This is a genomic window from Bradyrhizobium sp. Gha (assembly GCF_900113735.1).
GTDB lineage: Bacteria > Pseudomonadota > Alphaproteobacteria > Rhizobiales > Xanthobacteraceae > Bradyrhizobium.
In genome coordinates, this window is the sequence record NZ_FOQM01000053.1 from 1 (window position 1) to 14187 (window position 14187).

At 61.1% G+C, this 14187-nt stretch carries 12 protein-coding genes and 2 pseudogenes; 4 read left to right on the top strand and 10 right to left on the bottom strand.

Translation table 11 applies throughout. From position 1 onward, the window contains the following. Window positions 1-235 (top strand): annotated as a pseudogene (locus tag BM222_RS36330) (ISNCY family transposase); the annotation flags it as partial. A gap of 703 nt (window positions 236-938) precedes the next feature. On the opposite strand, the gene BM222_RS36335 reads toward BM222_RS36330, so the two are convergent. Continuing rightward, complete coding sequence (locus BM222_RS36335; protein WP_092239468.1) at window positions 939-1859, bottom strand: nucleotidyl transferase AbiEii/AbiGii toxin family protein; 921 nt, start codon at window positions 1857-1859, stop codon at window positions 939-941. Further along, the gene (locus BM222_RS36340; protein WP_092239469.1) at window positions 1846-2643 is read right to left on the bottom strand and encodes a type IV toxin-antitoxin system AbiEi family antitoxin; all 798 of its coding nucleotides are present in this window, start codon (window positions 2641-2643) and stop codon (window positions 1846-1848) included. The genes BM222_RS36335 and BM222_RS36340 overlap by 14 nt, the downstream gene beginning before the upstream one ends. A 312-nt stretch (window positions 2644-2955) precedes the next feature. Between BM222_RS36340 and BM222_RS36345 the strand changes: the two genes are divergently transcribed. Next, window positions 2956-4263, top strand: a complete 1308-nt coding sequence (locus BM222_RS36345; protein WP_092239470.1) for a DUF2130 domain-containing protein — start codon at window positions 2956-2958, stop codon at window positions 4261-4263. Window positions 4264-4458: 195 nt separating this feature from the next. Here BM222_RS36345 and BM222_RS36350 read toward each other — a convergent pair whose 3' ends face one another. Continuing rightward, the gene (locus tag BM222_RS36350; protein WP_092239471.1) at window positions 4459-4674 is read right to left on the bottom strand and encodes a hypothetical protein; all 216 of its coding nucleotides are present in this window, start codon (window positions 4672-4674) and stop codon (window positions 4459-4461) included. Window positions 4675-5466: 792 nt separating this feature from the next. Next, window positions 5467-5676: a hypothetical protein gene (locus BM222_RS40600; protein ID WP_143106162.1), complete on the bottom strand. Its 210-nt coding sequence runs from the start codon at window positions 5674-5676 to the stop codon at window positions 5467-5469. A gap of 400 nt (window positions 5677-6076) precedes the next feature. On the opposite strand from BM222_RS40600, the pseudogene BM222_RS36355 reads away from it, so the two are divergent. Next, window positions 6077-6653 (top strand): annotated as a pseudogene (locus tag BM222_RS36355) (ATP-dependent DNA ligase). A gap of 432 nt (window positions 6654-7085) precedes the next feature. Here BM222_RS36355 and BM222_RS42550 read toward each other — a convergent pair. Next, window positions 7086-7436, bottom strand: coding sequence for a Rid family hydrolase (locus BM222_RS42550; RefSeq protein ID WP_244547395.1), 351 nt, complete (start codon window positions 7434-7436; stop codon window positions 7086-7088). Window positions 7437-7649: 213 nt separating this feature from the next. Here BM222_RS42550 and BM222_RS36365 point away from each other — a divergent pair, with 213 nt between their 5' ends. Continuing rightward, window positions 7650-7904, top strand: a complete 255-nt coding sequence (locus BM222_RS36365; RefSeq protein WP_244547396.1) for a DNA ligase-like domain-containing protein — start codon at window positions 7650-7652, stop codon at window positions 7902-7904. A gap of 840 nt (window positions 7905-8744) precedes the next feature. Here the strand turns inward: BM222_RS36365 and BM222_RS36380 are convergent. Genes BM222_RS36380 through BM222_RS36400 form a run of 5 tightly spaced genes read right to left on the bottom strand, consistent with a single transcriptional unit; the run spans window position 8745 to window position 14122 of the window. Further along, on the bottom strand, window positions 8745-9836 hold the full coding sequence (locus BM222_RS36380) for a HupE/UreJ family protein (RefSeq protein WP_244547397.1): 1092 nt from the start codon (window positions 9834-9836) through the stop codon (window positions 8745-8747). Beyond that, complete coding sequence (locus BM222_RS36385; RefSeq protein ID WP_143106163.1) at window positions 9833-10891, bottom strand: hypothetical protein; 1059 nt, start codon at window positions 10889-10891, stop codon at window positions 9833-9835. The genes BM222_RS36380 and BM222_RS36385 overlap by 4 nt, the downstream gene beginning before the upstream one ends. Beyond that, window positions 10888-12477 (bottom strand): Gldg family protein, encoded by a 1590-nt coding sequence (locus BM222_RS36390; RefSeq protein WP_177243677.1) that lies wholly within the window; start codon window positions 12475-12477, stop codon window positions 10888-10890. Before BM222_RS36390 ends, BM222_RS36385 begins: the two co-directional genes overlap by 4 nt. Before the next feature lie 8 nt (window positions 12478-12485). Then, window positions 12486-13187 (bottom strand): ABC transporter permease, encoded by a 702-nt coding sequence (locus tag BM222_RS36395; protein WP_092239476.1) that lies wholly within the window; start codon window positions 13185-13187, stop codon window positions 12486-12488. Beyond that, window positions 13184-14122: an ABC transporter ATP-binding protein gene (locus BM222_RS36400; RefSeq protein WP_092239477.1), complete on the bottom strand. Its 939-nt coding sequence runs from the start codon at window positions 14120-14122 to the stop codon at window positions 13184-13186. Before BM222_RS36400 ends, BM222_RS36395 begins: the two co-directional genes overlap by 4 nt. Window positions 14123-14187 lie beyond the last annotated feature (65 nt).

The window sequence follows — 14187 nt, forward strand, 5'->3', positions numbered from 1 at the left end:
CACCGTGTTCGATTATCCGGATGGGCGGCTTGTGATCAAGCACAGGGGCCGTGCGTTGCCCTACCGGACATTCGACAAGGTGCGACAGGTCGACCAGGCGGCGATCGTCGAGAACAAGCGGTTGGGACCGGTTCTGGCGTACATCGCCGAGCAGCAGAAGCTGCTCGACGTCAGCCGCAGCCAGAAGGCCCCGCGCCGCCGCGGCCAAGGTGCGAGCCTGTTCAAGGCGGGCTAAAAATCCCGCATCGACCAGTCGCCGTCACTGGCACTCTCATCCGGGCGCCCGGCCGCTGCGCAACCCCGGCCAGCTTCGCGTCCGTGCGCCCTCCTCGCCGGGTCTTGCAGTGACATTGCTAACGAGCGCAATCGGCGACTTGTCTATCGAGTTCCAACATTTCGGCAGCCCTTGTGAAGGTCCGGCAACCGACTTCCTAACGACCATGACTTACGCAGGGCTTTACTGTTCGCACTCGATCCCCACATCATTAGCTTTTAGGAGGCCCTTAAGAGACACATAAATGGCAACGCTGATCTTGGCTACCGCGCGACAATCAGTATCCCTAGTATCGCGAGGTGCGGGTTGGAGATCGCAAGCAGAGTCGACGAGCGGAGCCGCCACTTCACATTAGCAAGTGCACCCTCCCCGATTGCTCGCCTCTTTGAAACGGGTAATTCGGGGCGTTCAGCGCTATGATGGCAGGACCGCTGTCTGCGGCCAATCAGGTACATAATGACCTACAATTTCGAATTGTCCGCGATCTTCGGCTGAGCTCGTCGCGCCAAGAAAGAGGGTACTAGGTAGTCGAGGTCAGGCTAGCGATAGCTGGCTGAGCTGAAGACCGCAAGCTCCGGGCTCGCTGTTTGGCGGCGTCCCCCCTTGGAGATCGGTCTCAACAAGTTGCCACGCGCGTGCTCGACGAAGATCCCCTCCTCCGACCTCAGGCATTGCGCAAGACTTGCTCGAGCTGCGCGACGAGCTTCGGCCGGAGCTCGGCAGGAAGCTTGTCCAGATTGATCTGCTTCCAGCGCACGGCCGGCAGCTCCGCCGCGCCAGCGACGCCCAGCAGGCTCCAATCGGGCTCGCCGCGCTTGAACCCTATGAGGAAATCCTTATGAACTTGCGGCATTTTTCCTGCAATCTCGGCGATCAGCGTTTCCCGGGCTTCGAGCAACTCGTCCAGGCTTACTTCATCGGCGGTCATGCCCTCGAAGCCATGCGTGAATTCGTGCTGGATGTCCTTGCGACTAGGAACCACGACCTCGGAAATCGGCCTGTCATGGCTGATGAGGTAGACGATGAACGCCTTACGAAGATCGTCCGTGATGCCCTCGTTGGCGAGCAGATCGCGGACATCGAAGAGGTCGCGCGGATGTTGCCGGTCGAGCGCCGCGACGAGCTTTCCGGCGTATAAGTCGGCGAACGAAACGACTTTCATCTGTGCGAAGCCGAACGTTTCTTCGACGCTCGGCGACACGTCGCGCAGCTCCGGCTCGAAGACGCAGCCCCTGATCACCGGGGTGACCTCGATCTTGATCTGCGCGTCGCCTTTCTGGACGGTCAGCTTGGTAACGATCTTTTCACGAGCGTTGACGACTTCCGTCACCCGTACGCCCGGCAATCCTTTCCTGATGGCCGCCGCCACGCGCTTCATAGCCGCATCGATTGCAGCAAGAGATTCGGGGCGCGGAGCCACCGGCAGATAGGTCAGGTCGATATCGACCGACAGGCGCGGCATGTGGCGGTGGAAGAGATTGATGGCGGTGCCGCCCTTGAGCGCAAAATCAGACTCCGCCGCGACGAACGAGATCGTCTCGATCAACAAGGGCACTTGATGCCGATATGTTTCAGACAGGGGCATTGAGGTCGTCTGGGATGGTTATGAGGTATTTGGTGTCGAGTTTACCGCCCTTGACGAGCATGCGCTTTCCTGTGCCGAGATTGACGTTCGACTTGTCGATCTGTTTGAGCCAGGCATGCTGATGCCGCTCTGCGAACCAGAAGAACAGCCGTTTGACCTTAACGCTTTTGCAGTCGTTCAAAAGCGTTTGCAGCCGCCGGGGACTTAGGCTCCTCAAGCCTTCCGCCAACGCATCTATCTGATGGAAGCTTTCGTGGCGGGGCAATTCGTCGAGCAGTTCGAGAAACGCGCGTTCGGGCGTCGATACTGTGAGAGGCCAGTCAAATGGTCCCGGTATTTCCCGCGTCGTCCCCGACTTTGATCCGGGCGTGCTCTCGTGCGTTTTGAATAGACTTTGCGTGCGGTGAACGCGGAATTTCTGTTTGAGCGGGAGTTTGCCGAGCCAGCCAGGAGCAGGCCGCGTTCCGTATAGATGTACGGTCGAAGGACCCTTCTCGTTCAAGTAGTGGCCGAGGCCTTGCGCTTCGATGGCCGTGCGTCCGCCGACGACGAGGTCGGAGCCGAGCAACCGCTGGAGTGAAACGACGACGCTCTGCCAGGAAAGTTCGCCGAGCGGGCGCTTGAAGGTTCCCCGCGCCGGCTGATCAAGCCAGCCGGCCGCTACGTATTGGCTGCGCAGACTGGTGGAATATCCATGCCGCTCCATCCAGGCAGCATCGACTACAAGTCCTTGCGGGAGAGTCCTTTCGAGTTTGTTTAGCTTTCTGTCGTTTTGCTCAGCCATACTAAGTAAACTAGCATCTCTTCAAACCAACGTCGAGGTTTAAGATGTGTCCGTTTCCCGTAGCCATACTAAGTAAAATTACCAAAACACAAACTCTCGCCATTCAGATTTGACATATGTTCCTATTTTGTTCTAATCTGAGATTACCCTCCTGCGAGGCTGCTCGCGCACGCGTTCGGGTAGATAGACCTATCGGTGGAAAACCCGCCGGCAAAGTCGAAATCGTCGACGCGTATGTGGACATTGAGCCGAGCGACATCGCAATCGCGAACAGATCATGTTGAATCCGGTTGCAACGCTGAAGGGGAGTTCATGAGTTTCAAAGCAACCGGCGCTTCACACGAGGCGACCCTGCATTGCCCCAACTGCAATCACGAGATTCGGCTAACGGAGTCGTTGGCCGCTCCCCTCCTCGCCGAAACCCGTCAGCGCTTTCAACAGCAGCTGGCCACCAAAGATGCAGAGATGGAGCGTAAGACCGAGGCACTGCGGCTGGAACGGGAGCAGGTCGCTAAGGATCGCGAGCAAATCGAGGACCACATTGCGAAGCGATTGACCGCCGAACGTGCCCAGCTGGTCGTCGCCGAAAGCAAGAAGGCGCGAGAGGCGGCCGCAGTCGAGCTGCAGGCGAAGGAAGCGGAAGTCGCGGAGCTGCGAGCGAACCTGCTTACCAACAACGCAAAGCTTGCCGAGGCCCAAAAGCAGCAAGCCGAACTGATGCGACAGCAGCGCGCACTCGAAGAGGAAAAGCGCGAACTCGACCTGACAATAGAGAAGCGCGTGCAGGCCTCAATCAGCGAAATCCAGATCAAGGCCAGGCAGGAAGCCGACGAAGCAGCGCGCTTGCGCGTTGCCGAAAAGGACCAGACCATCGAGTCGATGGCTCGAACTATCGAGGAGCTCAAGCGCAAGGCCGAACAGGGATCGCAGCAATCCCAAGGGGAAGTACTCGAGCTCGAGCTCGAAGAGCTTCTGCGCGGACGTTTTCCATCCGATTCGATTGAGCCGGTTGGGAAAGGTGAGCTTGGAGCGGACGTTATTCAGCAGGTAAATGGTGTTATTGGCCAATCTGCCGGCATCATCCTTTGGGAAACCAAACGCACCAAGGCATGGAGTGATGGGTGGCTCGCTAAATTGCGTGACGACCAGCGTCGTTCCGGCGCCGATATAGCTCTGATCATCTCTCAGGCACTACCGAAGCATATCGAGCAATTTGACTTGGTCGACGGTGTATGGGTGGCTCATCCGCGGTGCGCATTGCCGGTCGCCGTGGCGCTCCGCCAGGGTCTAATCGATGTAAGCAGCTCGCGCCTCGTTCAGCAGGGTCAGCAGAGCAAGATGGAGCAGGTTTACCACTACCTGACCGGCATGAAGTTTCGGCAGCGGGTAGAAGCAGTGGTTGAGAAATTCAACGATATGCGCGACGACCTAGACAAGGAGCGCAAGTTCATGGGCCGGCAATGGGCCAAGCGCGAAACTCAGATTCTCGCAGTGGTTGAGTCGACCGTTGGCATGGTGGGTGATTTGCAAGCGATCGTCGGCAAGGCCATGCCCGAGATCCCGAGCCTGGATATGCCGCTGCTTGAGAGCCACGCCGCACCTGAACGGAAGGTGGGATGATGGCGGAAGCTGATGGCGAGCTCGGGTCGGCAATATCTCGATCTCGCCGTCCGCCGCCTCCACCCAGGCCGGCGGACGAGGCCTCACCCCCGGGGCTGCCGAGATGAACCGGAATCGCGTAGTCGAGGCGCGATCCGGGAACATGAACTGATGCACCGGCCATTCGGTTCCCAGTGCTTGCAACGGCGGTCCCAATTAAGTGATGCCAAGTTCTCGCGTAGCCACCTTCGCGATCTCGTGCGGGTCATGAGTGCCGGCCGCGTCGATCTCGATCACCTTCCGCGCGACGATCTCGCAAACCGGATCATTGCGATCAACCAAATGCAGTGTTTTCAGTGTAGCAGCGAACGCCCGCTTTAGTCGTTCAGCGTCTGCCGAGCTGGCATTCCCCAAAAGCCGATTGATCGGCATAGCTTGTAGCCCCCGGTTACGCCACCTTCCCAGGGATGGCCCTTGGGCACACCCTTTCAGCGATCTAGGACACTTCCAAATCCAATTTTGAAACATAAGCCGGAACACACACTGCCGGCCGGTACGCCCTGCCTTGCCTTTCGTCGGCTGTGGGTGACAAGCGGACAATCTTGCGACGGCCGAACGATGAGGTCGCTACGGCCCAAGGCACCTTGTTTGCATCGAGATTGCCGCCCAACGGCGAGAGCCTGCCTCCAGAGAGATAGTCCACCCGTAAATTTCCCAACTGCCGGTCATTACGCTCGCTGGTTAACCGGTGCGGATCGAGCGCCGCGTCATGAAAACACCGAAGCCAAAGCAATGGGGCCATCCAAGAGGTCCGACCGATTAGTCGGGCTCGCCCGGCAGGGAGTTGGCACATCGCGGATAGCCGCCGTCTCGGCCACGCCGGATCAGTGAAGCGAATGGCGCGAACGGTCGGGAAAGAAGGAGTCCCCGAGCGCCGACTTACAGCCCAAAACTCGGCCCCCCGCCGCGAGCTGGCCTGCAATTCGCGCAGAGCTAGAACTTAGATCGCTTGCAACAATATCATCCCGACGACGGTCACAACGAAACCGATTGCCGTCACTGCGGCGAAGCACCGCTCTACGTTATCCATGAACGACCCCCCTCAAAAGAAATAAGTTCGTCTCGCAAAAAGTGAGAGCTGGCTGTCACCGTCGAGGAGACTTTGAGCAACCAAAAGCGCTCACGCCGCCATACCTGCGCCGAGGGCGTGATGTTCGCATCATCTCACATTGCTGGGAACGAGAAGCTAAATGTGCACGGGTGATCGCGCACCGCATCGTTGGCTAAATGCTCCCAATACTCAGCTTCGGCGAGCAGTTTCCAACTTCTATCGGGATGATGCGCGGCAGTCTGACGGCACAGTGATGCCATCGCGCGCAGGCGAACCGCAGTATCCACCCAATCCTCCCAACCCCATGTTTTTGTGTTTTCCACCCTATTTTCTATTTTTGCGTCGGAGTCATTATAGTTATAGCTCAGAACGAATTTTACTTTCCAAAGCGCGATGCGGCTTTCGTGGCGGCTTCAAATCGCAGCGCGATCACAACGGGCGCAACCCAGTATGTTGATTGGCACTTAGGGGTCGAACCCCGCGCGGCCACGAAGTAAGCCGTATTTGCACGGCAAAGCACCGCCATGGACTGTAGTGGTACGGAGACTGCCCCAGGCTAGTCCTCGGCGGTATCGCTGTGTTCACTTGTGTGCGGGACCAGCTATTCATAATGTTCCTGCATTGGAACATCGAGGCCGCAGATGAAAGACATGCAGGCCCAGTTCGAAAACCGGTTGCCCAAGCTCCATCTCGTATTCAGGCGGCGAATGCCCTTTTTTCCGCATGCGTTCCTTTGAGTTTTGCCTGCCGACCAAGGGCACAATCGTGCCAAACGTCCCCGATTGGCTCCACGAAGTGAAATACGACGGTTATCGCCTCCTCTTGGAGCACGATGGCGACCGCGTGCGCCTGATAACGCGAGGCGGCTACAATTGGGCCGACCGAAACCCCTGGATGGTCGAGGCCGCACGGAAGGTGCGCCAGAAGCAATTCGTGCTGGACGGCGAAGCGGTCGTGTTCGGCGTCGATAGCATCTCAGATTTCAACGCGCTGCATTCGCGCAAGCACGATCGTGCAGTTCTGTGCGTTCGACATCCTCGCGGAAGAAGGCGACGATCTGCGGAAGCTCCCGCTGCATCTCCGCAAGAGCAATCTGGGACGCCTTGACGCCTTCTTGCGCACCGGCCGGAAGGGCATCTTCGTCAATCCGTTCGAGCGAGGTGAGATCGGCCCTGATCTCTTTCGAGCCGCGTCCGAGATGGGTCTAGAAGGCTTGGTCTCTAAGCGTCGCGAGCGGTCCTACGTCGCTGGCCGCTGCAAGTATTGGATCAAAGTCGCGGCGATGGAGCGGGAGTTGTAAATTCCAAAATCCCTGAGAGGGTCAGACAAAACAGGATGGCTGGTCAGTAGCCCCTAACTGTTTGAGCCGTTCGCAGGCAAGCGCCATGCTGTTTCATTTCAGAATTGCAATTAAATTTTGTGCGGCATCGCTCATCGAACGATGGTTAGCTTGTAATCAGTCCGGGCGGAGACGTTTGATCCCGATCGATTTTGGCCCGGCGCCTTGCACTAAAAACGACCGTCCTTTAGGCGGTCTTTTTTCGTCGCATTCTTTGCAAACACCCCGGCAAGCACAGCCAGCCGGGGTTCAAGACGGATCATTGAGATCAGGTACTCATTTGTGGGCAACGGCCCAGCATTCCACTCGAGTTGGGCACCCAGAGCTAGTCCGCTCACCCCAAAGGCAGACCGAGCAGGGAAACGGTCCGGTTTGAAATGGGTTGCGTATATCTTATCGAACGCATCCAATTTGGACTGTCTGCAAGCATCGCAGTGCATTGAACACGTCATCGAACGTCAAGCCACTCGCTCTCAAGATATTGCCGATGTTCTGCATAATCTGGGTGGTCTCGGGTTCAATTCCTCCCGGAGCCAGCTCCGGTTTACCCGGCAGGACGCCGGTGAATCCGGACAAATACAGTATGTCCCCGACCCGCACGGCAAGACTGATCGGAAACTTTGCAGCGATTGCCGGAGGCGCGTTATAGAAGTAAACCTGTTCGTCTCCGGCAGCTACCGGTGTTGCATAAGCGAGCCCAAGGACGGCCATCAAAACCAATGCAGCTTTCGAAAGTTTATTCATTTGGCGCTCCCTTCAAAAGTTCATTGCCCGCGCCCCGTCCACCCCCCGCCTTCCGCTCGGGGCAGCTTAAAACCCTAGCAGGGCTGTTTGGGGCGTCTGTCCAATTCCAGACGGCGGGAAGCGTTGTTCGGCTAAATAATTAGGCTAGTGCCGCGAAGAGGAGCGTCGGAACAGGCCGTCGAGGCCGCGCTCAAGAACAGGATCAAGCAGTTCGTGATCGATGGCGAGGCCGTAGTGCGCGGCGTCGATGGCATCTCAGATTTCAACGCGCTGCATTCGCGCAAGCACGATCACGAGGTGCAGTTCTGCGCATTTGATATTCTCGCCGAAGGCGCTGACGATCTGCGCATGCTCCCTCTGACGATGCGTGTTTCGAGCGGCCTGTCAAATGGGCTTGGAGGGGATCGTCTCGAAACACCGAGAGCGGCCGTATCAGGCCGGCCGGTCCAAGCACTGGATCAAGGGTGAAGAACCGTAGTCACCCGGCGATGGAGCGAGTGCTTAACGCACGCACATGACGCCCTCCTACGCGTAGCGACGACTTGCCTTTAGCCGTGCGGTCTGAAGTTCATTTTCCCCGGTTGAACTAGTGCTACGCTGTATTCCAACCGGAGGCAGCAACATGCTATCTACCGAATAATGCAGAATCTACCTCTGGGCCCAGACGAAATCGACCGGCTTTCGACGGCTTACGAACAGGCCCGGCACGCCATCGGCGGAGAAGATCGGAACGACCCTCTCACCGAGCTGATCGCCAAGAAGATAATCGAGATCGGCCAGACCGGTCTCAGAGACCCTGCCCAAATTTGTAGGCGGGCCGTCGAAGCATTGGACCTGCCCAAAGGATAGTCACCTAATGGCCATTTAATTCCACCGCGCCGTCATATGGTTGTTCGCGAAATCGGACATGCTGCAAATGGGCATAAGGGCTCAAGCCGCAAGCGCACTTCGCTCCATTTCAGAACTGCAACTGTGTTTGTGAGACAGCGCTCGTTGAACGATGGTTAGCTGTAATCGGTCCGGGCCGAGCGGCGGACGGCCACGGACGCTTCGGCTCCGAGCCGTCTCTGAACGTCAAAGCCCGGGGCGCGGATCTGGGGCTGCCGGCACCAGAGAGAGGCTACGCTACTCGGAGGCATCCGCCTTTCGCCGCCGAACTCCTTCACCATTCGAACGATCTCATCCGTTGCAAACATGCCGCCTCAAGTTTGGGCGTGCTTCCTCGAAAATCACTCGCCGACCAAAGCCAGCGGGAGGCAATCGAGATTGCAGATAAGGTCCTATCTACTGCTCCGATCGGCTGAATTGCTATGCATCGAGCACGCGCGTGAAGAACCAATAGCTGCCGAGCACTGCAATCAGCGCCGACAGCGCATAGACCAAAGCTGCGGGCCGCGCCGGTTTGGCTCTGTCGATCGCCACGAGCCCATCCAGGGCGATCAGCACCGGAATCACCGTTGCGGCGATCGCGACTTGGCCGATCTCGACGCCGATATTGAAGGCGGCGAGCGCCGAAAGGACCGCATGCGATGGCAGACCGATCTCCTGAAGCGCGCTGGCAAATCCGAAGCCGTGGACGAGCCCGAACACGAAGGTCACGCGCCACCGCCGATCGATATCCCGCGAAAAGAAGTTCTCAACTGCGACGAACACGATCGACGCCGCGATCGCCGGCTCGACGATCCGGCTCGGAATGACGACGACGCCGAGCGCCGCCAGAGACAGCGTGATCGAATGCGCGATCGTGAATGCCGTCACGATCTTGATGACGGGCATGAGCCCGCGCGCCCACAGCACGACGGCCACCAGGAAGGCGATATGGTCGTAACCGAGAAAGATGTGCTCGATGCCGGTGACGAGGTAGCGCTGCATGGTCGAGGCGAGCGGTGGCGCCGGCGCCGACAGCGTCACGCTGGTATTGTCGGCGTCGAGCAGCGCCTGCGCCTCGCTTTTGCCCTGCGCGACCAGTACGACCTGCCGCGCGTTCGGATCCTTCTCGGTCAGCACCCTCGAGCGATAGATGATGTCGCCGGCGACGGTGGCGCAGAAATACGTTTTGCGGAAGATGACGCCGTCGCCATCGGTGACGATCGCGGCATCGCTTGCGGGGCACGCGATGCCAGCGGCGTTGGTAACTGCCAGATGCGTAGTCACATAGGCGAGGATCGCCGGCGTAGCGGCAGCGACCGCGGCGGGATCGACCGCGTCCTCCTTCGCGTCATAGAGCTTGGTGCCGACCAGACGATCGACGTCGCTGCCCTTGAGCCCGATCTCGACGGTGACCGTGCGGTCGTCGTTCAGGGCGAGGCGCGCAGTCGCGAGATTGATCTGGTGCGCCGCGGCCGGCAGGGCGGTGGCGAGCAGGATTGCAGCCGCCAGCCGGTGGCGCGTCCATCTCACGACCCGGCTCCGACCGCGCGCAGTAGCTCGGTCAGCCGGCGCATCTCGAACTCGGCAACGGTGACCACGGCGCCGTCAGGCGTAAGTCGCGCATAGCGGTCGAGGGGATCGGCCGAGGCACCGAATTCTAGCCGTGCCAGCGGCGTCGAACTGTCGCGCGCGAAGACCAGCAGGATCAGAGTCGGCAGGTTGAGCCCATACCCCGCGAGCTCCGGCGAACCGGCCCGGTCGATGCGCGTCTCGATGGCAGCTGCGTCGAGCGCGCGCAGCGCCGTATCGATGATGCGGGCTTGCGCGGGGTCGGCGACATGGGTGACATTGCCGGCGACATGGCTATGTTGGCCGAGATGACGGAACCAGTTGCCGTCGACATCCCGCTCGAACCGGGTCAGCTTGCCGGCGAACACGATCTCGATTGCCCAGACCTGCGCTATCGAGACCGGCAACAGCAGGTCCTTCCCGCGGCTCGCCGCACTCGCGCCGGCTTGGTCGCGGAAGCGGCGCGCGATGTCGAAGGCCACGCGCCACTCCTCGGCGACGTGGCGCGGCATCAGCGCGACCGTGGGCCGGCCGGCTAGCCGGACATAGTGCGATGTGCTCGCCGGATTGAGCGCGCCGAAATTGATGGTGGCGGCAGCCCCGCCGCGAGCCTCGATGGCAGCGACGACGGCCGGAGGATCGAGGCCGAATTCGGCGAAAGTCGCCGCGGTCAGCTCGCTCGCCGGAATCTCGCGCGCAACGTCGCTGACATTGATCAGGCGCAGCGCGGTGTCGAGATGCTTGCCGAGTTCGGTCGGCGCAGCTGCATCGACAGAGTCGATGCCCCAACCGGTCGCCCGGCGGACCAGCGCGATGCTGTCGCTGCCGGAGCGGATCGCCACGCGGCGCACGTCGGCCGGCGCAATAGCCACCAAGCCCTTTGGCGCGAAGGCGATCTTGCTGCGCAACTCGGGCCATTGCCCGCTGATCACCAGCGCGGCGAGCAGCACCAGCAGCGTCGCGGCCAGAAACGGCATCCGCCAGCGCCCGCTGCCGCTCGCGGCCGCCACCCTCACCGCCGCCTCCACCACATCACCATGCCGAACATTGCGGTGCTCAGTGGCAAAAGCACCTCCAGCACGATGAAGCTGTCGCGCATCTGCCGGCTCGTCAGCACGATCTCCGGCAACTTCAGCGGCTGCGGCGCGACGCTCGGGCTTGCATCGTCCTCCGCAAGCCAGCGCAGCATCGACAGCGACATCTCGCCGTTGGAGACGTAAGGAAAGTATTCGTTGCTGGCGAACTTGCTGGTGCCGGCGACGACGAGGCGGAAGCGCTTGTCCGCGCTCCCTCCGGGCCAGTTTCCCTCGAGCGCGACCGCGAGCGGCTGTGCGCCGCGCTGCGCGCTCCGGGCTTCGCCTGTCGCGGCAACCGTTGCCATTGACGACTTCACATAGCTGTCCTGGCTGCTCGCTGCGAGCACGATAAGGCCGACGCCGAACGGCGGCTGCGCCACGAGAAGCGGCCGCGCCTGCGGAAACACAGTCAGCGCTAGGCGCTTTGTGATGGGATGACTTGGATAATAGGGCACCGCGACCTTGTCGGCGTCGGTCCGGAAATGATTGAGGGGGTCGACGACAATCGCGGCCTCGCTCGACAGCCCGACGGGCCTGAGCAGCAGCCGCTCGAAATCGCCTGATATCTCTGACAGGGGATCGAGTAGCAGGAGGAGCCGGCCTCCGCCTTTTAGGTAGCCGCCGAATAGCTGCACCTCATCTGAGGTGAACGCGGTGCGCGGCCCGATTTCGGCGACCACGGAGCAGTCCGGCGGGATCGCCGGGCTCGTCGCAGTGAGGAGCTCACGCATTTCGAAGCCGACCTCGTTCAGCGCAAGCTGCAACCGGTCGAGCTGTTCGGGCGCGGCCTCCAGCACGTCGCCCGCGCCGGGCGTCTCATGCCCCTTCAGCGTCTCGACATGGCTGTAGTGGAAATGCGATGGCATCGGACGGAAAGTCTCGCCATGCCCGGTGACGAAGCAGACCATCTCGGTGCGCTTGCGCAGCACGCGTAGCGCGGCAAAGCCGAGGCGCGCGGGATCGATCACGTTCTCGACCAGGACCTTGCGATCCTCGGCCTGCAGCACGGCGGTGTTGTAGGCGCGCACGCCGAGGTCGCGCGCCGTGCTGGGCTCCTTGTCGAGATCGATGGCTCGGAAGGCGAAAAGCGGATGGTTGCGCGCGGCAATCTGCACGAGATCGCGCAGCGCAATTGCGTTGGCATCGCCGGCATTGTAGAAATAGGTGAGCGCGAGCGGGGTGTGCAACTGCGCGATGACGTCGGTTAGCTGCCGCGGCGGCGTGTTTGCCGCCTCTCTGCTGACGTCAAGATGCACGTCGTGCCTGTAAAGCGCGACATTGGCGCCGGCCACGACGGCAATCGCGCCCACCACGATGGCCGCATTCGTAGCCCAGGCCGACCCGCACGATCCGCTGCCGCGCAGCGGAAGCCGGACCGCCAGCATGAACAGCGCAAGCAGCAGGAGGAGACAGGCTGCGAAGAGAAAGCCGTTCGACATCGTCTCGCCAAGTCCGGCAAAGCCGAGCACGCTGCTGGCGACAGCACAGGCCACAAGCGTCGCCAAGGCGATGTCGGCTCGGGTCAAGTGCGCCATCATCGCCGTGCCAGCGCCCGCACAGTCAACAGCAGCGTCAAGAGCGTAACGCTGATGAAGAAACCGACGTCGGACAGATAGATCGAGCCGATTGCGAACGGGCGAAAATGAACCGACAATGACAGGTTCACCACCAGCGTGTCGACGGGGCTCGGCAGCAGCCAGCCGAAATTGTCGATGATCCACAGCAGCAGGAACGTGCTGAGCGAAACAAGCGCCGCGATCACCTGGTTCGCCGTGAGCGCCGAAGCCAGGAGCCCCGTGCCGACGAGCGCCGAGCCGAACAGCAGGAGGCCGAGATAGCCGCTGTAGATCGGGCCGAAGTCGGGGTCGCCGAACCAGGCGAGCGCGGCGGCGTAAGCGCTTGAAAGCAGCAGCATGACCAAGACCAGGCTCATCGCGGCGAGATACTTTGCCAGCACGATCGCGACTTCCGACACCGGCGCGGTCAGGAGCACCTCGAGCGTCTTCAGTTTCCGTTCTTCGGCGAACAGGCGCATGGTGATCAGCGGCGCGGTGAGCCCGAACAGCACGAACATTTGGAAGAAGATGTGCACCATGCTGGGCTGGTGGCTGAGGAATAGCGTGAGCGTGAAACTGTAGCCCATGATCAGCAGGAACACGGTCATCAGCACATAGGCGACCGGCGAGGAGAACAGCGCCGTCTCTTCCTTTCGGAGCAGGACTGCAAAGCTTCTCATGCGACCTCCCCGCGGCGCCTGGTGAGATCGAGAAACACGCGCTCGAGATCCGGCCGCAACTCCGTGAGCGCCGACACCGCGACATCGGCGGCGACGAGCGCGGCGACAAGATCGGCCGCGAGCGATGCGCGGCGTGCCGCGCGGATCAGATATTGGCCTGCGCCGGCGTCGGGATCGTGCGCGACGTCGCGCACGCCGGCGACGCCTTCGGCCGCATGGCGGACGGCAGCCTCGGGCGAGGGCGTCGATAGTCGCAGCGCCAGCTCCTGCGTCATCTCCGTCATCGCATTAGCCGTCAGGAGCCGGCCGTCGAGCAGGATCATCACGCGGGAGGCGATTTTCTCGATCTCGGGCAGGATGTGGGAGGCCATCAACACCGTGTGGCGACCGGCAAGCGACCGGATGAGGTCGCGTACCGCGATCACCTGATGCGGATCGAGCCCGCTGGTCGGCTCATCCAGCACGAGCACGTCAGGATTCGCCAACAGCGCCTGCGCGATCGAGACCCGCTGCCGGAAGCCGCGCGACAGCTTTCCCGTAGCCAGCGTCATGACCCCTGTCAGGTCGAGCCGCTCGGCGGCCTCATCGACTGCGGCCCGCGCCTTGGCGCCGGGCAGCCCCTTGATGCCTGCCATGAAATGCAGGAACCCGCCGACGCTCATGTGATCGTAGAGCGGCGCATCCTCCGGCACATAGCTGATGGCGCGGCGCACGCCGAGCGAGTCGGCGACCACGTCGCAGCCCGCCACCTCGATCCGACCGGAGGTCGGCACCAGATAGCCGGTGAGCATGCGGAAGATGGTGCTCTTTCCCGATCCGTTCGGCCCGAGCAGGCCGACGATCTCGCCCGGCTCGATCGCAAAGGATACATCGGTGACGGCGCGCCGCGGCCCGTACCACTTTGTCATATGCTGCGCCAGAACGACCGGAGGCATGAACCCAAAACACTCCTCTGGCGGCCGCGCCGCGCAGAGCACCGAGTAGAATCCCGGACCCTAAG

What these genes read in the sequence shown, in the direction of transcription:
- BM222_RS36340 (WP_092239469.1), bottom strand. Translation starts at nt 2,643, where the DNA reads ATGGCTGAGCAAAACGACAGAAAGCTAAACAAACTCGAAAGGACTCTC.
- BM222_RS36350 (WP_092239471.1), bottom strand. Translation starts at nt 4,674, where the DNA reads ATGCCGATCAATCGGCTTTTGGGGAATGCCAGCTCGGCAGACGCTGAA.
- BM222_RS36335 (WP_092239468.1), bottom strand. Translation starts at nt 1,859, where the DNA reads ATGCCCCTGTCTGAAACATATCGGCATCAAGTGCCCTTGTTGATCGAG.
- BM222_RS42550 (WP_244547395.1), bottom strand. Translation starts at nt 7,436, where the DNA reads ATGAATAAACTTTCGAAAGCTGCATTGGTTTTGATGGCCGTCCTTGGG.
- BM222_RS36345 (WP_092239470.1), top strand. Translation starts at nt 2,956, where the DNA reads ATGAGTTTCAAAGCAACCGGCGCTTCACACGAGGCGACCCTGCATTGC.
- BM222_RS36400 (WP_092239477.1), bottom strand. Translation starts at nt 14,122, where the DNA reads ATGCCTCCGGTCGTTCTGGCGCAGCATATGACAAAGTGGTACGGGCCG.
- BM222_RS36395 (WP_092239476.1), bottom strand. Translation starts at nt 13,187, where the DNA reads ATGAGAAGCTTTGCAGTCCTGCTCCGAAAGGAAGAGACGGCGCTGTTC.